This is a genomic window from Janthinobacterium sp. UMAB-60 (assembly GCF_900095235.1).
Taxonomy (GTDB): Bacteria; Pseudomonadota; Gammaproteobacteria; order Burkholderiales; family Burkholderiaceae_D; genus Janthinobacterium.
In genome coordinates this window covers 517,512-540,671 of the sequence record NZ_LT607482.1, presented here as the reverse complement: position 1 = coordinate 540,671, position 23,160 = coordinate 517,512, and the positions used below count along the sequence as shown (strand labels likewise).

The following is a 23,160-nucleotide window of genomic DNA, read 5'->3' as shown; positions in this document are numbered from 1 at the left end:
CGGCAACAGTTTTCAGCACCGCCTTGATGGCCGCACCGAGGCCTTACTTGACCTCGGGCTCGCTGACCACGTCTTCGCTGACCAGTTCCGCCACTTCCGCCTCGGCGTCGCTGACCTGGTTCGCCGCTTCCGGCGCTACTTCCTCCGCGCCGTCGTCGCCCGATTCTTCCTCGTAGTCGAGCTCGGCGTTAGCCGCCGCATCGGGCACGGCGGCGATTTCCAGCAGGCGCGCTTCAATGCTCAGGTCGACTTCATCCCAGCGCAGCAAGTCCAGTTTCACCTGGGCGCCGCGCGCCACCGATGGCATGCCCGGCAGCTTGATGACCAGCGGAATGTCGACCAGGCGCAAAATCTCGTCTTTCAGGACGACGGCATCGACCTGACGCGCGTTTTCCTGGTGCAGCCAGCGCAAGCACCAGTAGCGTTCCATGTTCGACTGGAAATCGCCATACGCGGCATACGCGGCGTCGAATGCCGAAACGATGGCGAACAAATTCGCATCACGGGGCTTGAACGGGGCCACCAGCGGCGCCGTCACGCCATGCTCGGCGCAGGCGATGATTTGCCACTGGTTCACCAGGTCCGTGTAGCGGCGCAACGGCGAGGTGCTCCATGCGTATTGATCCACGCCCAAGCCCTGGTGCGGCGCCGCATGGGTGACCATGCGCACCTGCATCTTTGCCGCCCAGCTATTGCCGCTGCCGCCGCCCTGGCTGCGGTAGATACCGGGCACGCCATGGTCGTGCAGCATCTTGCCCCAGGTACTGTTGGCGAAAATCATCAATTCAGCGACGATCTTGTCCAGCGGCGCGCCACGCTTGCGGCGCGCCACGGTGACGATATCGTTTTCCACATAAAAGTTGAAATCGACGCGGTTATTCTGTTCCGGCTTCAGGCCGAACGCTTCGCGCTTCTTCATGCGGCCCTGTTCCAGCTGCTGCGCCCATTGCCACAGCACGGCAAAATCGGCCTTGTGCGGGTACTCGCCTTCGCCGCTGGCCAGGGTTTCCTCGTTGACCAGGTCGTCGAGCTGGTTGTGGCGCAAATTGCTGGCGATCGGCACCAGCTCGGCGCGCGTCTGCGTGCTGATGACCGCCCAGTCGGCTTTCGGGTCCAGGGTGGCGTACAGCGACAGGGCCGGGCACGTCGTGCCTTCCGCCAGAGTGAAAGCATTGACGATTTCGTCCGGCAACATGGTGATCTTGTCGCCCGGCATGTAGACGGTCGACATGCGCTGGCGCGCCATCTTGTCGATCACGTCTTCCGGGCGGATGCCCAGGCCCGGCGCGGCGATGTGTATACCCACTTTCACGGTGCCATCGGGCAGCGGCTGCACCGAGAAGGCATCGTCGATCTCGGTGGTGGTCACGTCGTCGATCGAGAAGGCGGCCACATCGGCCAGCGGCAGCTTGGCCGTCACGGCGGGCACGGGCACGCTGGGGAAACCGGCGCCTTTCGGGAAATTCTCGAAAAGAAATTTCGACAGGTGCAGGTCTTTCGGCGAAGCAATACCGCCGACAGCCAGCATCAAACGCGGTGGCGTCGTGTGCAATTCCGTGCACGCCGCTTCCAGCGCCTTGTATTCAATCGTGTTCTTGTCCGGCTTGAACAGCAGTTGCAACACCATCGGCTGCATCGAGGCGGGCAAGCGGTTCTGTTTCAGCTCTTCCACATAGCTTGCCTGCACCAGCGCCTGCTGCTTTTTCTTTTCGATGCCGGCCAGGGCCGCCTTCAGCGACGCTTCCGGCGCCGCCTTGTAGCGGCCACGGCCCTTCTTGTAGAAATACACGGGTGCCGAATGCAAGGCCAGGATCAGGCCGGCCGCTTCCGGCGGCAGCGGTGCGTGGCCGAAATATTCGGCGCCCAGCTCGGCAAAGCCGAACTCGTCTTCGCCCGCCACTTCCCACAGGAAATCGAGGTCGATCTCGGCGGCAATGCTCTTGGCCTGTTCCAGCAGTTCGGCCGGGGCCGGCTTTTCATACTGCAACAGCACATCCTTGACCTTGACCTTGGTGCGCTTGCCGCTGGCCATTTCCACTTGATACGCTTCACCCGCTTGCGACAGGACCGTGCCGACCTTGAAATCGCCGGATTCTTCAAAAAATAGATTCATTGTTATGCTTTGTTTATTAATGTGTCGGTTGTAACGGTGCGAGTGAGGGACGTCAACTCCAGCACCGCCGGCAAAAATACTTCGGTTACCAGCAGCAAGCCCTGGTGACGCTGATACAGGCAGCGGCGGGCAAAAAACAGCGCCTGTTCGTCGACGCGCCGCCCTTCCCTTGCCAGCGCCGCCTGCGCCCGCTGCACCAGCGGGTGGCCGGCGCGCAAGCGCGCAAATTCCAGTGCGCCGCGCCGTACCATGCGGTCACCGAACAGGGTCGTGCCCAGCGAGCGCTCGCCCAGCGCGGAAAACAGGGGCCAGTCCGTGGCCGTCGCCTGCATGGGCACGACGGTATGGCCAAACACGGCCGGTTTGTTATCACAACGCAACAGCACTTCGCGTTCCCATACCCGGCCCGCGCGGTGTAAACCAATGATGGCAGCCTCATCGTTCAGACAACGTGCCGTTTCCTGATGCAAACATTGCACGCGAAATGCCTGACTATGCGCTTTCAGCTTGGCCGTCAGCGAACCGCCGCCCGTGAGCCAGTGACGCAAGGCGGGCGGCGCATTGACGGCATTCACGTGCGCATGCCATTGCGCCTGGCGCAGCGAACCCGGCCTCACCGGGCGGCGTCCGCATCGATGCCGCAAAAGGCCAGCACGGGCGCCAGGTAGTCGGCAAATTCGCTGATGCCATGGTCGCTGCCGTCGATGACGCACTGTTGCGCCCCCTGATAATGCGCCAGCATGTCGCGGTAGTCGAGCACTTCATCGCCGGTGGCGGCAATCAGAAAGTAACGTTGCGGCTCAGTAATTTTCGCTACGGCAAACGCGCGCAGTTCGTCGATATACTCGCGCTTGAACTCGAATGGCTGGTCCGAATGGAACTCGGTCGTCACGCCCACATGCTGTTCCAGGTCGATCAGCGGCACGATGGCAGGGTTCAACAGCACGGCGCGGCAACCGAGCTGCTCGGCCAGCCAGGTGGCGTAATAGCCGCCCAAGGACGAGCCGATGATGGTCAGGTCGGCCGGCGCCACGTCTTTCACTAATGACAGGGCCAGCTCAATGGCCAGCTTGGGCGAAGCCGGCAATTGCGGGCACAACCACTCTGCCTCGCGGCCCAGCGCCTGCATCTGCGCGGCCAGCAGGCGCGACTTCATCGACAGGGGCGACGAGCGGAATCCATGCAGGTACAGAATCATCGACCTAGCGCCTCCAGCAACTTCTGGTGCACGCCGCCAAAGCCGCCATTGCTCATGACCACGATCTGGTCGCCGGGACGGGCGGCAGCCGCCACGGCGGCCACCAGGGTATCGATGTCTTCATAGGCGCTGGCAATCTTGCCCAGCGGCGCCAGCGCGTCGCCCAGACTCCATCCCAGCGCGGCATGGCTGCCGAAACCGAAGACCAGGTCCGCATCCTTCAGGCTGCCGGGCAGCGCATCTTTCATGGCGCCCAGCTTCATGGTGTTCGAACGCGGTTCCAGCACGGCCAGGATGCGGCCGGCGTTACCAATCTTCTGGCGCAAGCCGCCCACGGTGGTGGCAATGGCCGTCGGGTGATGCGCGAAATCGTCGTACACGGTGATGCCGTTGACCACGCCGCGCACTTCCATGCGGCGCTTGACGCTGTCGAACGTGGCCAGCGAGGCACACGCCTGGGCAATGGGCACGCCCACATGGCGCGCGGCGGCAATCGCCGCCAGCGCATTGCTGCGGTTGTGCTTGCCCGTCAGGGCCCACGCCACATGGCCTTCCTGCTGGCCATTGAAGAACACGTCGAAGCTGCCATCGGCCTGCTCTTGCAGTTGCCAGTTAGCATCTTGACCAAAACTTTCCTTTTCACTCCAGCAACCGCGCGCCAGCACGCGCTGCAGCGACGCTTCGTCGCCATTGAACACGAGGCGGCCGATGCCAGGCACCGTGCGCACCAGATGGTGGAATTGCGTCTCGATCGCGTGCAGATCGGGGAAGATGTCGGCGTGATCGTATTCCAGGTTATTCATGATGGCCGTCTTCGCGTGGTAATGCACGAACTTGCTGCGCTTGTCGAAGAAGGCCGTGTCGTATTCGTCGGCTTCGATGACGAAGAAGTCCGAATCGGCGCTCTTGCCGTCGATCTTGCCGCTGAGGCGGGCGGAAATGCCAAAGTTCATCGGCACGCCGCCGATCAGGAAGCCCGGCGCATAACCCGCGTCTTCGAGTATCCAGGCCAGCATGGCCGAGGTGGTCGTCTTGCCATGCGTGCCGGCCACGGCCAGCACCCACTTGTTGCGCAAGATGTGTTCGCCGATCCACTGCGGGCCGGACACGTACGGCAGGCTGCGGTTGAGGATTTCTTCCACCAGCGGGTTGCCGCGCGAAACGACATTGCCAATCACATACAAATCCGGGTTCAGCTTGGTTTGTTCGGGATCAAAGCCCTGGATCAGTTCGATTCCCTGCGATTCCAGCTGGGTGCTCATCGGCGGATACACGTTGGCATCGCAACCGGTGACTTTATGGCCGGCTTCCTTGGCCAGCACGGCCAGGCCGCCCATGAAGGTACCGCAAATGCCGAGAATATGAATATGCATGTGATCAGTGCGAAAGGTGCACGCTTAAGTAAGTAAGACGGTGAGATAAAAAAGAGCAAGTGTGGGATTTTACCTGACGCCATGACTTTTTCCGCTTCGGAGTATCATCTCGCTCATGACGAACGATGCATTTGACGATAGCGCGCAGTTGCGCCAGGAAATTGCCGCCGCTGCCGCGCGCCTCGTGGCGCAGGATGGCGCCGACTATGGCAGCGCCAAGCGCAAGGCGGCGCGGCAAGTCCTCGGCGACGCGCCGAACCGGGCCAATATACTGCCCGATAACGACATGATCGAGGAACAGGTACGGCAATACAATGCCCTGTTCCTGGCCGACAGCCAGCCGGCACGCCTGTTCCAGCTGCGCACGATCGCGCTGCAAGTGATGGAAGCGTTGCAACAATTTCATCCCCTGCTCAGCGGCCCCGTGCTCAATGGCACGGCCGGCCCCCACGACGAGATCTATTTGCAGCTGTTTGCCGAGAGCGCCAAGGACATCCACATCTTCCTGCTGAATAAAAATGTCGTGCTCGACATGTCGGAAAGCCCGCATTTCAAGGGAGCGCGTTATGATGCGGTCGAGACAGCCAGTTTCTTGTGGAAAAACGAAGGCGTGCACGCAGCCATGTATGAGCTCGACGATATGCGCGGCGCACTGAAAGCCAAGGCGGACGGCAAAGTGCTGCGCACCGACATCGCGGGGCTGCGCAGCCTGCTGGCCGCCAGCCTCGCCGATGGCGTGCCGGCTGCCGACTAACATTGATATAGATAAAGTTATGACAAAAAAGAATTGGATCGGCTGCGCCATCGTGGCGCTGATGTTCGGCGCCATGGGCGCTTACGTGGGCTTGAGCAAGGAAAAAGCGAAAGCAGCGGGCCCGCTGACGACCACCATCGCGCCAGGCGCGACCGGCCCCGTCAACGAACTGTATGCGCTGTCCCTGCCGGATGCGGCGGGTGCCACGCAAGCCTTGTCGCAATGGAAAGGCAAGAATTTGCTGGTGAATTTCTGGGCGCCGTGGTGCCCGCCTTGCGTGGAAGAAATGCCGGAGTTATCCGAAGTGCAAGGTCACTATGCGGCGAAAAACCTGCAGGTGATCGGTATCGGCATCGATTCAGCCAGCAATATTGCCACTTTTGCCAGCAAGGTCAAGATCGCCTATCCCGTGTATGTGTCCGGCATGAGCGGCACCGACCTGTCGCGTCATTTTGGCAATGCCACGGGCGGTTTGCCCTTTACGGTGCTGATCGGCGCCGATGGCGAAGTCAAAAAGACCTATCTGGGCCGCTTGAAATTTGATCAGTTGCGCGCCGATCTGGATAAATTGTAAATTCGGAGCGTGCTTTTTTCTCTTGCCAATGCGTATCTTTGGCGGCAAAATGCGGAACTTTCGCTAAAACGGTCTTCCATACATGGCAAAAAACCTCCTTCTGCTCAACGGTCCCAACCTGAATTTGCTGGGAACGCGCGAGCCTGAGGTCTACGGCGCCAGCACCTTGGCCGATATCGAGCAGGCAGCAATGGCGCAAGCCATGGCGGCCGGTGCCGACCTGATCTGCTTTCAAAGCAACCATGAAGGCGCACTGATCGACCGCATCCATGCCGCGCGAGCGGAAGGGATCGATGCCATCGTCATCAATCCTGGCGGCCTGACCCATACCAGCGTTGCCTTGCGCGATGCGCTGGCCGGGGTCGCCATTCCGTTCGTGGAAGTCCATATCTCGAATATTTATCAACGCGAAACGTTTCGACATCACTCATTTCTCAGCGCGATCGCGCAGGGGACGATCTGCGGGCTAGGTATCGATGGATATCGGCTTGCCATCGACTTTGCGCTTAAAAAACGTTAATCTACGCGATCTGCACGTATTTAGCGCGGCGATAGGTTCTGGACATCACCGCATCACTCATAAAACAAACTACATTCCTAGGGGTTTTACATGGATCTACGAAAACTCAAGACCTTGATCGACCTGGTCGCCGAATCGGATATCGCAGAGCTGGAAGTGACCGAAGGCGAAAGCAAGGTTCGCATCGTCAAATCGTCGGCCATGCCGCAAAACCAGATGGTCATGATGCAGCCGCAAGGCATGCAAGCCCACTACCAGCCAGCCGCGCCTGCCGCGCCTGCGCCGGCGGCCGCAGTCGTCGCCGCCGAGCCTACGGGCTATGTGGTCAAGTCGCCGATGGTTGGCACCTTCTACCGCTCTTCCGCTCCTGGCAGCGCCGCCTATGTTGAAGTGGGCTCGGCCGTCAAGGAAGGTGATACCCTGTGCATCATCGAAGCGATGAAGCTGCTGAATGAAATCGACTCCGATAAAGCCGGCGTCGTGACCCAGATCCTGGTCGAAAACGGCCAACCGGTCGAATTCGGTCAACCCTTGTTTGTGATCGGCTAAAACCCAGTCCACACGGCCGGCAACGGCCGTTTGCAGTTTTAGCCCCTCACACTTGTTGTTTCGCCGGCTCGCCGGCTCTCACAGACATACGCGAACCTACCATGTTTGAAAAAATCCTGATTGCCAACCGTGGTGAAATTGCCCTCCGTATTCAGCGCGCCTGCCGCGAAATGGGCATCAAAACGGTTGTAGTCCACTCCGAAGCCGACAAGGACGCGAAATACGTCAAGCTGGCCGACGAATCCGTTTGTATCGGCCCGGCACAGTCGTCCCTGAGCTACCTGAACATGCCCGCCATCATCAGCGCCGCTGAAGTGACGGATGCACAAGCGATTCACCCTGGCTATGGCTTCCTGTCGGAAAACGCCGACTTTGCCGAACGCGTCGAGAAATCGGGCTTCGTCTTCATCGGCCCCCGCTCCGAATCGATCCGTTTGATGGGCGATAAAGTGTCGGCCAAGCAAACCATGATCAAGGCCGGCGTGCCATGCGTGCCCGGCTCCGAAGGCGCGTTGCCGGACGATCCGAAAGCGATCGTGCAAATTGCCCGCAAGGTCGGCTACCCGGTCATCATCAAGGCTGCCGGCGGCGGTGGCGGACGCGGCATGCGCGTGGTGCACACGGAAGCTGCCCTGATCAACGCCGTGTCGATGACCAAGACGGAAGCCGGCACGGCTTTCGGCAACCCTGAAGTGTATATGGAGAAGTACCTGGAAAATCCGCGCCACGTGGAAATCCAGATCCTCGCCGACGAACACAAGAACGCCGTCTGGCTGGGCGAGCGCGACTGCTCCATGCAGCGCCGCCACCAGAAAGTGATCGAAGAAGCACCAGCACCGGGCATCCCGCGCAAACTCATCGAAAAAATCGGCGACCGTTGCGCCGAAGCCTGCCGCAAGATCGGCTACCGCGGCGCCGGCACGTTTGAATTCCTGTACGAAAACGGCGAGTTCTATTTCATTGAAATGAATACCCGCGTGCAAGTGGAACATCCGGTCACCGAGATGATCACCGGCATCGACATCGTGCAAGAGCAGATCCGCATCGCCGCTGGCGAAAAACTGCGTTTCCGCCAGCGCGACGTCTTGCTGTCGGGCCACGCCATCGAGTGCCGCATCAATGCCGAAGACCCGTTCAAGTTCACGCCATCGCCAGGCAAGATCGTCTCGTGGCATGCGCCGGGCGGCCCTGGCATCCGCGTCGACTCGCACGCCTACGCCGGTTACTACGTGCCGCCCCACTACGACTCGATGATCGGCAAAGTGATCGCTTACGGCGCCACGCGCGAGCAAGCGATCCGCCGCATGCAGATCGCCCTGTCCGAAATGGTGGTCGAAGGCATCAACACGAATATCGCCCTGCATCGCGAACTGATGATCGACGCGCGCTTCATCGAAGGCGGCACCAACATTCACTATCTGGAACAGAAACTGGCCGACATGCCGGACCTGGGCAAGAACCTGAATAGCGGCAGCCCCAGCATCGCCAAGAAATCCGAAATCAAGGCGGGCGCATGAGCTGGACGGAAATCGTCATCGAAATCGCCCGTGACAACGCCGAGGCCATGTCCGACGCCTTGATGGAAGCGGGTGCCCTGTCCGTCTCGGTGGAAGACGCCGATGAAGGCACGGATGCCGAGCAGCCCCTGTTTGGCGAGCCCGGCATGGAACCGAAGGAAGCGGCGTGGGAACGCAGCCGCGTGGTGGCGCTGACCGACGTCGACGCCGACCAGGCCGCCATCGTGGCCGCCGCAGCCGAAGCGGTCGGCATGGCGGAAGTGCCCGCCTTTACCATGCGCCCCGTGGAAGAGCAGGACTGGGTGCGCCTGACCCAGTCGCAATTCGCCCCGATTCACATCGGCAAGAATATCTGGGTCGTGCCCAGCTGGCACGAGGCACCGGATCCTGACGGCCTGATCCTGGAACTGGACCCGGGCCTGGCCTTCGGCACGGGCAGCCATCCGACCACGCGTTTGTGCATGGAGTGGCTGGAAGCCCATCCCGCCCCTGGCAAGAGCGTGCTCGACTACGGTTGCGGCTCCGGCATCCTGGCCATGGTGGCCAAGAAGCTCGGCGCGCAAACCGTGGTCGGCGTCGATATCGACCCGCAAGCGATCGAATCGGCTGGCTTGAATGCCGAACGCAACCAGTGCGAGATCGAATATTTCTTGCCAGACACGTTTGCCACGTCGGCACACGCCACGGCCAGGTTTGACATCGTCGTCGCCAACATCCTGTCGAGCCCATTGAAGGTGATGGCGCCCATGCTGTCGGGCAGAGTCGCCGCCGGCGGCGCCCTGATCCTGTCCGGCGTGCTGGCACGCCAGGCGGAAGAAGTGGCCGCGGCCTACGCACCGTTCATCGAACTGGGTGTGTGGGCCGAGCAAGATGGCTGGGTGGCCCTGCATGGCCGCCTGGGCAGCACGCAAGCGCCTGCGCCCCGCGCGGAAGGTGCATAAGCACAGCAATGGCCCTCGCCACCAAATGCCCCCATTGCAACACGATATTTCGGGTCGCTGCTGACCAGTTGAAGTTACGTGGGGGCATCGTGCGCTGTGGCACGTGCAGGGAAGTCTTTGACGGCAATGCCGCGCTGGTCGATCCAGCCGCGGCATCGCCGTTTTTAACGTCCGGCCCCGGCGCTGACGCCCCGCCATCGACCACGTATCCGGCCGACAACAGCCTGCCGTCCGCCACGGACGACGAACCCATCTATTCTCTCGACTTCGACACCTCGTTCGACCCGTTCGGCATCTTGCCGGCAACGGCGCAGCTCAAGGAAGACCACGGCGACCACATCGAGCTGGACCTCGACGTCAGCCTGCCCGACGAGGCGCTGGCCGACGCGCCTGTCGCCGCCCCTGTCATGGCACCGGCCGAAGCACCGGAAGCGCCAATGCCCCAGCCGATGGCACCGTTCAAGCGCCGCCAGGTCGATGACGCGCCCGCCTTCGCCACGTATTTGCGCGACAGCCGCCGCGAACCGAGCCTGGAAGCCGAGGCCGCCCCGGCGTTGCCGGCCATCGACAAAGTCAGCCTGGACAAACCCGTGCCCGCGCGCCGGGAACCCACCCTGGCCGACAATTTCTTCACGCCGCTGCCTGCCGCCCCTGTTGCGCCGGAGCCAGCCGAAGAGCAGGACGAACCCGTCCTGCCGCCGGCCGACGACGAACCGGCCTTTGTGATCCAGGGCCGGCGCCGCGAACAGAGCGGCAAGGCCCTGCGCGCGGCCATGGCCATCGGCTCGGCGGTGCTGCTGTTCTTGTTATTGCTGCAAGTGATGACCACCTTCCGCAATCCGCTGGCGGCGCAGTTCCCGCAGTGGAAGCCGACCCTGATCGCGCTGTGCAAGCTCAGTGGCTGCCAGGTCGACTTGCCGGCGCAGATCGAAGCGCTGTCCATCGAACAGGGTGAATTGCAAACCCTGAAGGAACAGACGTTTTCCTATGTCTCGCTGCTGCGCAACCAGAGCCGCAGCGTGCAAGCCTGGCCCAGCATCGAACTGATACTCAACGACGCCAACGACAAGCCGCTCTTGCGCCGTGTCATTGCGCCGCGCGACTACCTGCCAGCCACTATCGATGTGAGCAAGGGTTTTGCGGCGCGCTCGGAACAAACCATCAAACTGTACTTTGCATTAGACCAGCTCACGGCGTCTGGCTACCATATCGCCATCTTTTACCCTTAACCGACACTATCATGACCAACACATCGCTGATCTGCGGCTCGCTCGCCACCGACACCATCATGCAATTCCCCGGCCGCTTCGGTGAATCGCTGCTGGCCGACCAATTGCACAAGGTGAACGTGTCCTTCCTCGTGCCCACCATGCGCACGGAGTTCGGCGGCTGCTCGGGCAACATCGCCTACAGCCTGAAAATGCTGGGCGGCGACCCGCGCATCGTCGGCGTCATGGGCCAGGACAGCGCCGCCTACCTGGAACGCCTGCAAAAGCTGGGCATTTCCACCGCCAACATCCTGATCAAGGCCGACAGCTACAACGCGCAGTGCTTCGTCACGGCCGATGCGGACAATAACCAGATCAATGCCTTCCACCCCGGTGCCATGTCGTTCGCGCATGAAAACCCGGTCGCCAATGCGGGCCCGGCCAAGGTTGCCATCATTTCGCCCGACGGCGACCTTGGCATGCTCAAGCACGCCGCCGACCTGGCCGAGCTGGGCATCCCCTTCATGTTCGACCCGGGTCAACAGTTGCCACGCTTCAATGGCGAACAGTTGATCGACTTCATCGACAAAGCCACGTATGTGTCGGCCAACGATTATGAGATGGAAATGTTGATGGAACGTACGGGCTTGACCCTGCCGGACATCGCCAGCCGCCTGGACGCGCTGATCGTCACGCGTGGCGAAAAAGGTTCGGAAATCTATACGGACGGCAAGCGCATCGATATTCCTGTCGTGGCCGCCAAGGAAGTGCTGGACCCGACCGGTTGCGGCGACGCCTACCGTGCTGGCTTGCTGTTCGGCATCACCAACGACCTGGGCTGGGAAACCAGCGGCCGCCTGGCCAGCCTGCTGGGCGCGATCAAAATCGCCACGCAGGGCGCGCAAAACCATGTGTTTACGCCAGAAAGCATCGCCGAGCAGTTTGAAGCGGCGTTCGGTTACCGCTATTAATATGTAGGTCGTAGGTTGGATTAGCGGGGCGCAGCCACGCGTAATCCGACAACATCATTGGCATGGCGGGTGACGTCGGGTGACGCTCCGCTAACCCGACCTACGCCACCATCACCGTCATCGCAGCACAATAATCATCCCCACCAGCACTTGCGCGATCTGCAACAGAATCAGCGCCACCAGCAGCGACAAGTCCAGGCTGCCGACCAGCGGCACGACCTTGCGGATCGGACGCAGCAGCGGCTCGTTCAGGGCCCGTACAAACGGCGCCAGCGGCGCATGCGGGTTGACCCAGCTGAAGATGGCTTCGATGATCAGCAAGGCCATGAAACCGTAGAGTATCCATTGCAGGAAGCGTTGAAGCGACTTGAGCAGCACCACTTCGACGGGAGCGCCTGAAATAAACAGCACCGAACTGGCCAGCAGCACGATCAGGAAGGCGCCGATCAGGCTGGCCCAGTCATACCCGCCCACGCCCGGCACCACGCGGCGCAGGGGGCGCACCAGCCAGTCGGACAATTGAAACGTGAATTGCGCCACCGATGAAGGGGGCCGCACGCGCACCGCCTGCATCCAGAAGCGCAGCAGCAATACGCCGCCCAGCAAGGTGGCAATGGTATCAACGATCAATGTAAGGATAACGATCAGCACGACTAATTCTCCAAAAAAAAACCGCTGTGTGATTGAGTCACACAGCGGCGTGTTGCCTCATCCAGGCACCCGTATCGTCGAAATTACGATGGGCGGGTGCTGGTTGGGAATGGCCAGGCTGCAGCCGGTGCCAACACGGTTTTTGCTACAGGTGCGATAGGTGCCGATGGCTTGGCGACAGGCGCTGCCTTCTTCGGTGCGGCCTTTTTAGGCGCGGCCTTCTTGGCGGCTGGCTTGGCGACCACGGCGGCAGGTGCCGCTGCTGCCGCTGCCACGACTGGCGCCGCGGCTGGCTTGGCGGCAGGTTTCGCTGCTGGCTTGGCTGCTACCTTGGCCGCTGGCTTGGCTGCAGGTTTCGCTGCAACCTTGGCGGCAGGTTTCGCTGCTGCTTTGGCGACCGGTTTGGCGGCCACTTTAGCTGCTGGCTTGGCGGCAACTTTCGCTACCGGCTTGGCTGCTACCTTGGCCGCTGGCTTGGCTGCAGCTTTGGCTGCCGGCTTCGCTGCTACCTTGGCGGCTGGCTTGGCGACGACTTTTTTCGCTGCTGGCTTCGCTACTGCTTTGGCGGCAGGTTTCGCTGCGGCTTTCGCTGCTGGCTTGGCTGCTGCTTTGACGACCGGCTTGGCAACGACTTTTTTCGCTGCTGCCTTGGCGGCTGGCTTGGCTGCCGCTTTTGCTGCCGGCTTTGCTGCTACCTTGGCCGCTGGCTTGGCTGCAGCTTTTGCTGCTGGCTTCGCTGCTGCTTTGGCGGCCGGCTTGGCTGCTGCCTTGGCGACGACTTTTTTCGCTGCTGGCTTGGCTGCGGCCTTGGCGACCGGTTTGGCGGCAGGTTTCGCTGCGGCTTTTTTCACTGCTGGCTTGGCTGCTGGTTTTGCTGCCGCTTTGGCCGCTGGTTTTGCCGCGGCTTTTGCTGCTGGCTTGGCAACGGCTTTTTTCACGACAGGCTTGGCTGCTGCCTTGGCGGCAGGTTTCGCTGCCACTTTCGCGGCTGGCTTGGCTGCCGGCTTGGTTGCCGGCTTAGCTGCCGCCTTGGCCGCTGGTTTCGCTGCGGCTTTCGCTACTGGCTTGGCTGCCACTTTTGCTGCCGGCTTGGCGGCCACTTTTGCTGCAGGCTTGGCTGCGGCTTTGGCGACTGGTTTGGCGGCTGGTTTGGCGGCTGGTTTCGCTGCGGCTTTGGCAGCTGGTTTAGCGGCAACCGTCTTGACTGCGGCTGCCGGCTTCTTCGCGGCAGGAGCAGCCTTGGCGGCTGGTTTCTTTACTTCTGATTTCTTAGCGGCTGTTGCCATTTGTCTCTCCTTCATCTGAGATGAGAAATTTAAGCTACAAGATTTAAACCCGTCCGACCCACCACAGGGATAGGCCAGGCGAATTATTCATCGGCACAAACGGTCGTTTGCGCTAATGAATTCGGCACCAGCTGAACTGCTGCAACTCCTCACGTTTGCAGCACTTCAGCCATCGTCGGTGCCACCCTGCTTTATCTCGCAGCTGGTGGCAAAGTCTGAATTCGGTCATTCGTTTTCGATGCCGTGCGTTTTTTCGCTCCTCGCATCGCGCTCGCCACAACACCCATGCGTCAAATAAAAAACCGCCATGCCTGAAAAAATTCGGGCACGGCGGCAGACGAAAACGGTGTGGTTTTGTGCATATCCGTGTAAATCTGTATCCCTGTTTTGCGAGCTTTTTTCGCTACCGCGCTGGTTATAAAACCCCGCATTCTAACGCTCGCATTTGCAATCTCATAAAGTACACGAAAACCTTGTCAATGCGCAACCGGCACGACACGTTTTCAGCCGCTTTTTTGCACGTTACGCGTGCTATCGCACAATCGCGCGGCAAATGCCGCCGCCAGCGTGTCCTGAAATGATTTTTTGGGCCCGCCATGCGTCCATGCGCGGCATCCGAAAATCCAGGCGCAAGCCTCGTCGCATCGCCGATTGAAGCATGCATTTTGCCGCCGCCATGCAGGCGAAAAAAAAGCGCCGTCACGATGACGGCGCTTCCTGGCGTAGCCTGAAAAACGCTTATTCCCAGTTCAACGCACCACCGGTTTGATACTCGGTCACGCGCGTCTCGAAGAAGTTGCGTTCCTTCTTCATGTCGATCATTTCGCTCATCCACGGGAACGGATTTTCCTCTTGCGCGAACAGCGGCTCAAGGCCGATCTGCTGCGCGCGGCGGTTGGCGATGAAGCGCAGATAGCCCTTGAACATCGGCGCGTTCAGACCCAGCACGCCGCGTGGCATGGTGTCTTCCGCGTACGCGTATTCCAGTTCCACGGCTTGCATGAACAGCACTTTGATCTCTTCGCGGAATTCGGCCGTCCACAGCTGCGGGTTTTCCATCTTGATCGTGTTGATCAAGTCGATGCCGAAGTTGCAGTGCATCGATTCATCGCGCAGGATGTACTGGTACTGCTCGGCGGCGCCCATCATCTTGTTCTGGCGGCCCAGCGCCAGGATCTGCGTGAAGCCGACGTAGAAGAACAGGCCTTCCATCAGGCAGGCAAACACGATCAGAGATTTGAGCAGCTTCTGGTCGTTTTCCACCGTGCCGGTGACAAACGCGGGGTCGGTCAGCGTATTGATGAACGGGATCAGGAATTCATCCTTGTCGCGGATCGACTTGACTTCGTTGTAGGCGTTGAAGATCTCGCCTTCATCCAGGCCCAGCGACTCGACGATGTACTGGTAGGCGTGCGTGTGGATCGCTTCCTCGAACGCCTGGCGCAGCAGGTACTGGCGGCATTCCGGCGCCGTGATGTGGCGGTAGGTGCCCAGCACGATGTTGTTGGCGGCCAGCGAGTCGGCCGTCACGAAGAAACCCAGGTTGCGCTTGACCAGGCGGCGCTCGTCGTCCGTCAGGCCGTTCGGGTTTTTCCACAGCTCGATATCGCGCTGCATGTTCACTTCCTGCGGCATCCAGTGGTTGGCGCAGCCGGCCAGGTATTTGTCCCACGCCCACTTGTACTTGAACGGCACCAGCTGGTTGACGTCCGTCTTGCCGTTGATGATGCGCTTGTCGTCGGCATTCACGCGGCGCGCCACTTGCTCGGCGTTCGCTTCGGACGGCTCGGCACCGGCCGGCAGGTTCAATTCGGTATTTCCCAATGGCGCTTGCTGCGCCGGACGCGGCACAGCTGCCGACGTGGTTTCATCATCCCAGGACAACGACATAATCTTCTTCCTTTCCATGCCGGCGAGCCGGCGATCCGCAACAGGCCCGTTGTATCGGGCAATGCGGACATTAACAACATTGAATCAGCCCAGAAGTACTGGGCTGACAACTAAAATTTTACTGGCAGGCTTCGCATTCCTCAAAGCCGTCATCACCCGGACGCAGGTAGCAGGCTTCGCCATCGGCGTCGTCCGCCGCAGCTGCCACCACGGGCGCCACCACGGCGGCAGCGGCTGCCGCCACGACCGCTGCCTGGGCGCTCTGGGCGCTGGCCGACATGCCGCCATCGACTGCCACGGCGTTCAGGGCACCCGTCTTGGAGGTCGATTTCTCCATGTGGGTAGCGGCGATGGTGCGCAGGTAGTAGGTGGTTTTCAGGCCACGCAGCCATGCCAGCTTGTAGGTCTCGTCGAGCTTCTTGCCCGATGCGCCAGCCATGTAGATGTTCAGCGACTGGGCCTGGTCGATCCACTTCTGGCGACGCGAAGCCGCTTCCACCAGCCAGCTTGGCGACACTTCAAAGGCGGTGGCGTAGATGTCGCGCAAGTCTTGCGGGATGCGGTCGATCTTCACCAGCGAACCGTCGAAGTACTTCAGGTCGGAGATCATGACTTCATCCCACAGGTCGCGCGCCTTCAGGTCGCGCACCAGGTAGCCGTTGATCTCGGTGAATTCGCCCGACAGGTTCGATTTCACATACAGGTTCTGGAACGTCGGCTCGATACAGGCCGACACGCCGATGATGTTCGAAATCGTCGCCGTCGGGGCGATCGCCACGCAGTTCGAGTTGCGCATGCCGAACTTGGCGATGCGTTCGCGCACCGGGGTCCAGTCCATGGCCGACGAGGAATCGACTTCCAGGTAGCCGCCGCGCTCTTCGGCCAGCAGTTTCACCGAGTCTTGCGGCAGGATGCCGCGGTCCCACAGCGAACCGGCATACGATTCATAGCGGCCGCGCTCTTCGGCCAGTTCCGTCGACGCCAGGTAGGCGTAGTAGCAGACGGCTTCCATCGAGGTGTCGGCGAAGCTGACCGCTGCGTCCGAGGCGAACGGGATGCGCATCATGTGCAGGCAGTCCTGGAAGCCCATCACGCCCATGCCGACCGGACGGTGGCGCATGTTCGAATTGCGCGCCTTCTCGACCGCGTAGTAATTGATGTCGATGACGTTGTCGAGCATGCGCATGGCGGTGCGCACGGTCTTGGCCAGCTTGACGTGATCGAGCTTGCCTTCCTTCATGTGCGCCGGCATGTTGACGGAACCGAGGTTGCAGACGGCGATTTCGTCAGGGCCCGTGTTCAGCGTGATTTCCGTGCACAGGTTCGAGCTGTGGACGACGCCGACGTGCGACTGCGGGCTGCGGATGTTGCAAGGATCCTTGAACGTGATCCATGGGTGGCCCGTTTCAAACAGCATCGACAGCATCTTGCGCCACAGGTCCAGCGCGGCGATCTTCTTGAACGAGCGGATTTCGCCGGCGGCTGCCTTGGCTTCGTAGCCCAGGTAAGCCTTTTCAAAGGCCTTGCCGACCAGGTCGTGCAAGTCCGGCGTTTCGGATGGCGAGAACAGGGTCCACTCGCCTTTTTCCATGACGCGCTTCATGAACATGTCGGGAATCCAGTTCGCCGTGTTCATGTCGTGCGTGCGGCGGCGGTCGTCGCCCGTGTTCTTGCGCAGGTCGAGGAATTCCTCGATGTCCATGTGCCAGGTTTCCAGGTAGGCGCAGACGGCGCCCTTGCGCTTGCCGCCCTGGTTGACTGCCACGGCCGTGTCGTTGACCACTTTCAGGAACGGCACCACGCCTTGCGACTTGCCGTTGGTGCCCTTGATGTGGGCGCCCAGGGCGCGCACTGGCGTCCAGTCGTTACCCAGGCCGCCGGCGTACTTGGCCAGCAGCGCGTTGTCCTTGATGGCGTCGTAGATGCCTTCCAGGTCGTCCGAGACGGTGCTCAGGTAGCACGACGACAGTTGCGAACGCAGGGTACCGGAGTTGAACAGGGTCGGCGTCGAGCTCATGAAGTCGAACGAGGACAGCAGATTGTAGAACTCGATGGTGCGCGCTTCGCGGTCCGCCTCGTTCAGCGACAGGCCCATGGCCACGCGCATGTAGAACGCCTGCGGCATTTCGATGCGCACGTCATGGATGTGCAGGAAGTAGCGGTCATACAGCGTTTGCAGGCCGATGTAGCCGAATTGCAAGTCGCGGTCGGCAACGATGGCCTTGGCCAGGCGTTCCAGGTCGAAACTGGCAAGTACCGGATTCAGCAGGTCGTTGGCGATGCCCTTGGCGATATATTGCGGGAAATACGTCAGGTACTCGGCGGCAGCGGCCGCTTGCGGCACTTCCTTGCCGAACACTTCCTTGCGCACCGTGTGCAGCAGGATGCGGGCCGTGACCTGGCTGTAGGCCGGATCTTTTTCCATCAGCGCGCGCGCCGCCAGGATGGCCGACTTGTGCAGCTCTTCGACGGGTACGCCGTCGTACAGGTTTTTCACGGTTTCAGCCAGGATGGCGTCGGCATCGACGTGCTTTTCCAGGCCGGCGCAGGCGGCGTTGATCAGGTCGCGCACTTCCTGCATGTCCAGCAGGCGGCGCACGCCGTTGTCGGTGACGTTCAGTTGGGGGGCGGTCACTTGCGCGGAAGCGCCCAGCGCCTCCTTCTGCAAGCGGCGCTCTTCCATGTGCTTGGCGCGGTACAGCACGTAGGCACGCGCCACGTCGTGCTCGCCCGAACGCATCAGCGACAGTTCCACCTGGTCTTGCACGTCTTCGATATGGAAGGTGCCGCCACCCGGATGGCGGCGCACCAGCGCGGCGACGACGCCGTCGGTCAGTTGCTCCACCAGTTCGCGCACGCGTGCCGAAGCGGCGCCCTGGCCGCCGTTAACGGCCAAAAACGCCTTGGTCATGGCGATGGCGATCTTCGAAGGCTCAAATGCCACCACCGCGCCGTTGCGGCGGATGATGCGATAGTCGCCCAATGCCGCGCCCGTGCTCGCCACGCTATTGGCCGCGCCTGGCGCTGGCGATACTGGCGTTGGATGGATGGAAATATCTTGTGGTGATTGCATTGAAGCTCCCGTTGTCAGCTAAAGTCAGCCTGCAGTTTTGCTGCCGCGTGTGTTGTTGAATAGAACGCCCGATGGTCAGGGTTTCTTCAGGTATTTGTTGCTAAATAGTAAATAATATACAGCCAAAAATCATACGGCCAACCTGTACAGCCCGGCTGGCGCGAAACACGATCAAGGGTGATGAAACGCCAGTTCCCGTTGCCATATCAACAAACAGGGTAGCTTTGGTAATAATTCTGAAAACGTCTGTGATGGCACTACATATAGTCTTTAAATCCAAGTTATGCACTAATTGTAGTGCCCATCGAAAGCCGATGCAATAGTTTTCCGGCATCCGCCAGCGTAATTTTTTGTATTTTCATATACGATTTCGGTTGACTTTTCAGGGCACGGATGGAAAGCCCAATCCCCGCGTAGTAAGCGCTAACGCAGGCTGCCCGCGCATAGTTTCCAGCCAGCATTTTTGATAAAAATGCCAGTCAAAAAACGGCCCCGGATCCGTCTTCCTCCCCGGCGCAATGTGCTCGTGGCCGCGCACCTGGGACAGCCCGTAGCGCGCCACCAGTGCCGCCGTCAGCGCCGCCAGCACATGGTATTGCCGCCGCTGGAAGGGCACATCGTCCGCGCCTTCCATTTCGACACCGATGGAATAGCCATTGCACTGCGGGCGTCCTTCGAACATGGACGCGCCGGCATGCCAGGCACGTTGATCAGTAGAAACATATTGCAACAGCGCACCATCGCGCCGCACAAAAAAGTGCGCCGACACCTGCAAGCCACGCAGGTCGGCGAAAGAAGGATCGGCATTATAGTCTACCCGGCCGGTAAACAAGTCCGACACATGCGGTCCGCCAAAGTGGCCGCCCGGCAAGCTGATGTTATGGATCACCAGCAAATCGACTTGCGCACCGTCCGGGCGCGCATCGTGGTACGGCGAGTCATAGCGCAGCGCGCCGTCGCACCAGCCATCTTCATCTATCGTCCATGCTGTCATCAAGGTAGCGCTTCCTGTATCGTCAATTTCTGCATCCGGTAACGCAGCTGGCGCACGCTCAGGCCCAGCTGGCGCGCCGCCCGTGCGCGGTGATAGCGCGCCTGCAGCAGCGCCTGCATGATCATGTCGCGCTCGGCCTGGCGTAAATACATGTCCAGCGGCAAGACGGGCGGCACGCCATATGCCGCCATGCCGGGCAGACACAGCTGCCGCTCCGGCGCGGCCGGCGGTTCCGGCGCCGCCCGCAGCGGCATGCTGGCCGCCGCGGACGGCAAGGCCAGCGCGTCGAGTGCAATCACGCCGCCGTCGGCAAACGCCAGTGCGCGCTCCAGCAGGTTTTCCAGTTCGCGCACATTGCCGGGAAACGCATACGCGGCCAGAGCCGCCAGCACGGACGGCGCCAGGCTCACGGCCTGGCGTGGCGCCAGACGCGCCAGGATCACCTCACATAATACCTGCAGATCGCCGCGCCGCTCGCGCAGCGGCGGCAGCGCCAGCTCGATCACCTGGAGGCGGTAAAACAGATCCTGACGAAACGTGCCGGCGGCCACGCCGCGCGCCAGGCCATGCTGGCTGGCGCACAGGATGCGCACGTCGACGGCCTCGTCAGCACTACCGCCCAGCTTGCGCACGCGGCGCTCCTGCAGCACGCGCAACAGCTTGACCTGCATGGCCAGCGGCAGATCGTCGACTTCATCGAGCAGCAAACTGCCGCCATGGGCCGCCTGGAACAGGCCCTGGCGCTCATGCAGCGCCCCCGTATAGGCGCCCTGGCGGCAGCCGAAGAATTCGGCCTCCATCAACGCTTCGGGAATCGCGCCGCAGTTGACGGCAATAAAAGGGAAGCTGGCGCGCGCACCCTGCGCATGGATGGCGCGCGCCGCCAATTCCTTGCCCGTACCCGATTCGCCGCGGATGGCCACTGGCGCGCCACAGCGGGCGATACGGGCGATCTGCGCACGCAGCGCCTGCATGGGCAGGGAGTTGCCGCTCAGTTGAGGCGCCGGTGGCATGCCGGCGGCGGTCACGGCATGCGGGCTGGGGCTGGACATGGGACACGCCTTTCTGCAATGGCGGCGACGAAGCGCCTGCTGCAGATGCTACGCCGGACGCAGGCCGGAGGACGTTACGATACGGATGAGCAACGCGAGCGAATCTGCCGGCCGGCCCTTACAGCGTGGCGTGCGCGTGGCTGCAGTAATCGTGGCCCTTGGCCTGCACGTTTTCCGAGGCCGGGTAATATACGCCGCAATGGGCGCAGCACAGCATCAGCTCGGCATCGGGCAATTCCTGTGGCCGCACCGGCGACGCATACGGATTCGGCTGCTGCTGTTGCGCGCGGGCCCGTTGCTGCATGCCACGAATCTTGCTGCGGATAGCAAACAGCACCAGGAACACCAGCGCCAGCCAGAATAAAACACGTGTCATGCGAATCCTCGGTGTAAAACCACTTCCAGTACAAAACGGCTGCCGACATAGGCCAGCAACAAGGTGGCGAAACCGGCCAGGGTAAAACTCAGGGCCGTCTTGCCGCGCCAGCCGCGAAAGCGCCGGCCTGCCAGCAGCGCGGCAAACAACAGCCACGACAGCATGGTAAACACCGACTTGTGATCCCAGGTCAAGGCCTTGCCAAATAATTGCTCGGAAAACACGATGCCTGACAGCACGGTCAGGCTCAACAGGATGAAGCCCAGGCCAATCATGCGAAACAGCAACTTTTCCATCGTCAGCAGGGCCGGCAACTGGTCCAGCGCGCTGCCGATGAAGCCGCGGCTTTCGCTGCGCGTATGCAAACGCGATTCCTGCAGCGCCATCAGTACGGCGTGAAAGGCGGCAATCGTCAGGGTGCTGTAAGCGAGCACGGCCACGGCAATATGCCAGCCGAAGACGGCCGACTTGCCTTCCATGCTGACCTGGCTGCCAGGAAAGGCCCAGGCCAGGCCGATGGCGATGACGGCGCTGGGCATGACCATGCGGCGCAGGCCGTCCAGGCTGAAATTGCGGTTCTCTATCCAGTAGGCGCCCACCGATACCCACAGCGCGGCCGACAGCATGGCGGAAAAGCCGAAGCGCAAGGTGCCCGGCGCCATCAGGTCGAACCACAGGGTGGCGGCGTGCGCCAGCCAGGCGACGCCGGTCAGGCCGGCAATGAGCCGGGCACGGGACGAGGGAAGCACCGCGCACGCCGCGTACAACAGGGCGGCGATAAGAAAGAAATAGATCTGCATAGTTTAAGTTTACACCATAGCCGACAAGCGCGATTCAAGCGACAGCATGGGTGGCGGGCAATATGCCACCGACCGAGGCTGCAAGCCTGCCATGATATCGCGCCTGAGGCGTGACGGGGTGGCGCACCCTCAAGATTTCGACAATCTTTCGCGCCGCCCACCTATATATATGTGTGCCACAAAAAATGATGGCCCGCTCAAGCGGGCCATCGGGCACTGCCCATCTCCGGTTTACTTCACGTTCAGGCTCTTTTTCGCCTGCTCCAGCAAGTCCGTCTTGACCCAGTCCTTGGCCACGGGCGGCTTCGTCATGCGGCCCACGCCCGTTTTCACCATCACATCGGTGGTTACCTGGATATGCTCGGGCGAGATGTCGTACGAATACGGCGAATTGCTGATCGCGTCGTCGAAGTCATCCTTCGTGATCTGGCCGCGGAACACGACTTCGCGCACGTACTTTTCCGCCGTCGCCTTGTTATCGATAAAGGTTTTCGTCGCTTCGACGAAGCAGCGCATGAATTTTTCCGCCACCGGACGACGTTCCTTGTAGAACTTTTCCGTCATCACCATGGTCCGCACGGGCTCGCCGATCGGCGTGTCATACGGTTTCAGGATTTCCGTACCAAAACCTTTGTTGATCGCCTGCGACGATTGCGGTTCCGACTGCATCATGGCGTCGATATTCTTGCCCATCAGCGCCTGGTTCAAGTCGGCGTACGCGAGGAACACCAGTTGCACATCCTTGCCCTTGGTGTCGGCATACGTCAGGCCCGCTTGCGCCAGCTCGGCCAGCAGCAGCACTTCCTGGATGCCGCCGCGCGTCACGCCCACGCGCTTGCCCTTCAGATCCTTCACGTTGGCAATCTTTTGCCCGGCGCCCGCCACCAGGCGCGCGCCGCCCTTGGCAAAACCGGCCACCACATAGATGGGCGCACCGCCGGCACGGCCGGAAATGGCCGCTTCGGACGCCGTCGCGCCCACGTCCAGCTCGCCCGCGATGATCGCCTGCATCACATCGAGTCCCTTGGCGAAGATATGCTCTTCGACCTTGATGCCGCACTTGGGCGCGATTTCCTTGATGTACGACACGGCGCCGTAATGGGCGAATTTCAAATTCCCCAGGCGCACGACTTCCTGTGCCTGGGCCTGCACGGCGCCCATGCCGAACGCCAGCATGAGGGCGGCGGCGATACCGGTCTTCAAGGTTGATTTCTTCTGCATCGGGTTCTCCTGTGGTGGTTGGTGTGTGCCCGCAAGGGCATAAAACACAGCTTTTCTTATATTATGGGGAGATAGTACCGTGTGTTGGAGCCAGGGCAA

General features: G+C 61.2%; 21 protein-coding genes. 9 read left to right on the top strand and 12 right to left on the bottom strand.

Annotation, left to right across the window (positions count from 1 at the left end; genetic code table 11):
- Positions 1-43: 43 nt before the first annotated feature.
- Genes K0F86_RS02420 through mpl form a run of 4 tightly spaced genes read right to left on the bottom strand, consistent with a single transcriptional unit; the run spans position 44 to position 4,684 of the window.
- Positions 44-2,113 carry a ribonuclease catalytic domain-containing protein gene (locus tag K0F86_RS02420; RefSeq protein ID WP_219132762.1) on the bottom strand — a complete coding sequence of 690 codons (2,070 nt, stop codon included), beginning with the start codon at positions 2,111-2,113 and terminating at the stop codon, positions 44-46.
- A gap of 2 nt (positions 2,114-2,115) precedes the next feature.
- Positions 2,116-2,730, bottom strand: coding sequence for a chorismate lyase (locus K0F86_RS02415; RefSeq protein WP_219132761.1), 615 nt, complete (start codon positions 2,728-2,730; stop codon positions 2,116-2,118).
- Positions 2,727-3,311, bottom strand: a complete 585-nt coding sequence (locus K0F86_RS02410) for a YqiA/YcfP family alpha/beta fold hydrolase (protein ID WP_219132760.1) — start codon at positions 3,309-3,311, stop codon at positions 2,727-2,729. Before K0F86_RS02410 ends, K0F86_RS02415 begins: the two co-directional genes overlap by 4 nt.
- Positions 3,308-4,684, bottom strand: a complete 1,377-nt coding sequence (gene mpl / locus K0F86_RS02405; protein ID WP_219132759.1) for a UDP-N-acetylmuramate:L-alanyl-gamma-D-glutamyl-meso-diaminopimelate ligase — start codon at positions 4,682-4,684, stop codon at positions 3,308-3,310. Before mpl ends, K0F86_RS02410 begins: the two co-directional genes overlap by 4 nt.
- A gap of 115 nt (positions 4,685-4,799) precedes the next feature.
- On the opposite strand from mpl, the gene K0F86_RS02400 reads away from it, so the two are divergent.
- The 8 genes from K0F86_RS02400 to K0F86_RS02365 all read left to right on the top strand — a co-directional run bounded on the left by K0F86_RS02400 (position 4,800) and on the right by K0F86_RS02365 (position 11,718).
- Positions 4,800-5,438, top strand: a complete 639-nt coding sequence (locus K0F86_RS02400) for a hypothetical protein (RefSeq protein WP_219132758.1) — start codon at positions 4,800-4,802, stop codon at positions 5,436-5,438.
- A gap of 19 nt (positions 5,439-5,457) precedes the next feature.
- Entirely contained in the window at positions 5,458-6,012 is a 555-nt protein-coding gene (locus tag K0F86_RS02395) for a TlpA disulfide reductase family protein (RefSeq protein WP_219132757.1), read from the top strand.
- A gap of 82 nt (positions 6,013-6,094) precedes the next feature.
- Positions 6,095-6,532 carry a type II 3-dehydroquinate dehydratase gene (gene aroQ / locus K0F86_RS02390; protein WP_071075522.1) on the top strand — a complete coding sequence of 146 codons (438 nt, stop codon included), beginning with the start codon at positions 6,095-6,097 and terminating at the stop codon, positions 6,530-6,532.
- Positions 6,533-6,622: 90 nt separating this feature from the next.
- Complete coding sequence (accB, locus tag K0F86_RS02385; RefSeq protein ID WP_096237829.1) at positions 6,623-7,081, top strand: acetyl-CoA carboxylase biotin carboxyl carrier protein; 459 nt, start codon at positions 6,623-6,625, stop codon at positions 7,079-7,081.
- Positions 7,082-7,182: 101 nt separating this feature from the next.
- Entirely contained in the window at positions 7,183-8,598 is a 1,416-nt protein-coding gene (gene accC, locus K0F86_RS02380) for an acetyl-CoA carboxylase biotin carboxylase subunit (protein ID WP_102119631.1), read from the top strand.
- Complete coding sequence (prmA, locus tag K0F86_RS02375) at positions 8,595-9,539, top strand: 50S ribosomal protein L11 methyltransferase (RefSeq protein WP_219132756.1); 945 nt, start codon at positions 8,595-8,597, stop codon at positions 9,537-9,539. Before accC ends, prmA begins: the two co-directional genes overlap by 4 nt.
- A gap of 8 nt (positions 9,540-9,547) precedes the next feature.
- Positions 9,548-10,768 carry a DUF3426 domain-containing protein gene (locus tag K0F86_RS02370; protein ID WP_219132755.1) on the top strand — a complete coding sequence of 407 codons (1,221 nt, stop codon included), beginning with the start codon at positions 9,548-9,550 and terminating at the stop codon, positions 10,766-10,768.
- An 11-nt stretch (positions 10,769-10,779) separates the two neighbouring features.
- The gene (locus K0F86_RS02365) at positions 10,780-11,718 is read left to right on the top strand and encodes a carbohydrate kinase family protein (RefSeq protein ID WP_219132754.1); all 939 of its coding nucleotides are present in this window, start codon (positions 10,780-10,782) and stop codon (positions 11,716-11,718) included.
- 117 nt (positions 11,719-11,835) lie between these two features.
- Here the strand turns inward: K0F86_RS02365 and K0F86_RS02360 are convergent, their stop codons facing one another.
- Entirely contained in the window at positions 11,836-12,369 is a 534-nt protein-coding gene (locus K0F86_RS02360; RefSeq protein WP_227742044.1) for a YggT family protein, read from the bottom strand.
- 522 nt (positions 12,370-12,891) lie between these two features.
- Here K0F86_RS02360 and K0F86_RS02355 point away from each other — a divergent pair.
- Complete coding sequence (locus tag K0F86_RS02355) at positions 12,892-13,674, top strand: hypothetical protein (protein ID WP_219132753.1); 783 nt, start codon at positions 12,892-12,894, stop codon at positions 13,672-13,674.
- 719 nt (positions 13,675-14,393) lie between these two features.
- On the opposite strand, the gene K0F86_RS02350 is transcribed toward K0F86_RS02355, so the two are convergent.
- From K0F86_RS02350 to K0F86_RS02320, 7 genes are all read right to left on the bottom strand, one after another.
- The gene (locus K0F86_RS02350; RefSeq protein WP_100874451.1) at positions 14,394-15,545 is read right to left on the bottom strand and encodes a ribonucleotide-diphosphate reductase subunit beta; all 1,152 of its coding nucleotides are present in this window, start codon (positions 15,543-15,545) and stop codon (positions 14,394-14,396) included.
- Positions 15,546-15,663: 118 nt separating this feature from the next.
- Complete coding sequence (locus K0F86_RS02345; RefSeq protein ID WP_100874452.1) at positions 15,664-18,618, bottom strand: ribonucleoside-diphosphate reductase subunit alpha; 2,955 nt, start codon at positions 18,616-18,618, stop codon at positions 15,664-15,666.
- A 382-nt stretch (positions 18,619-19,000) separates the two neighbouring features.
- Positions 19,001-19,612, bottom strand: a complete 612-nt coding sequence (ampD, locus tag K0F86_RS02340) for a 1,6-anhydro-N-acetylmuramyl-L-alanine amidase AmpD (RefSeq protein WP_219132948.1) — start codon at positions 19,610-19,612, stop codon at positions 19,001-19,003.
- The gene (locus K0F86_RS02335) at positions 19,612-20,664 is read right to left on the bottom strand and encodes a sigma 54-interacting transcriptional regulator (protein WP_219132752.1); all 1,053 of its coding nucleotides are present in this window, start codon (positions 20,662-20,664) and stop codon (positions 19,612-19,614) included. Before K0F86_RS02335 ends, ampD begins: the two co-directional genes overlap by 1 nt.
- A 118-nt stretch (positions 20,665-20,782) precedes the next feature.
- Positions 20,783-21,040 carry a PP0621 family protein gene (locus tag K0F86_RS02330; RefSeq protein WP_219132751.1) on the bottom strand — a complete coding sequence of 86 codons (258 nt, stop codon included), beginning with the start codon at positions 21,038-21,040 and terminating at the stop codon, positions 20,783-20,785.
- Positions 21,037-21,840: an inner membrane protein YpjD gene (locus tag K0F86_RS02325; protein WP_219132750.1), complete on the bottom strand. Its 804-nt coding sequence runs from the start codon at positions 21,838-21,840 to the stop codon at positions 21,037-21,039. Before K0F86_RS02325 ends, K0F86_RS02330 begins: the two co-directional genes overlap by 4 nt.
- A 231-nt stretch (positions 21,841-22,071) precedes the next feature.
- Complete coding sequence (locus K0F86_RS02320; RefSeq protein ID WP_374197253.1) at positions 22,072-23,061, bottom strand: ABC transporter substrate-binding protein; 990 nt, start codon at positions 23,059-23,061, stop codon at positions 22,072-22,074.
- Positions 23,062-23,160: the final 99 nt, after the last annotated feature.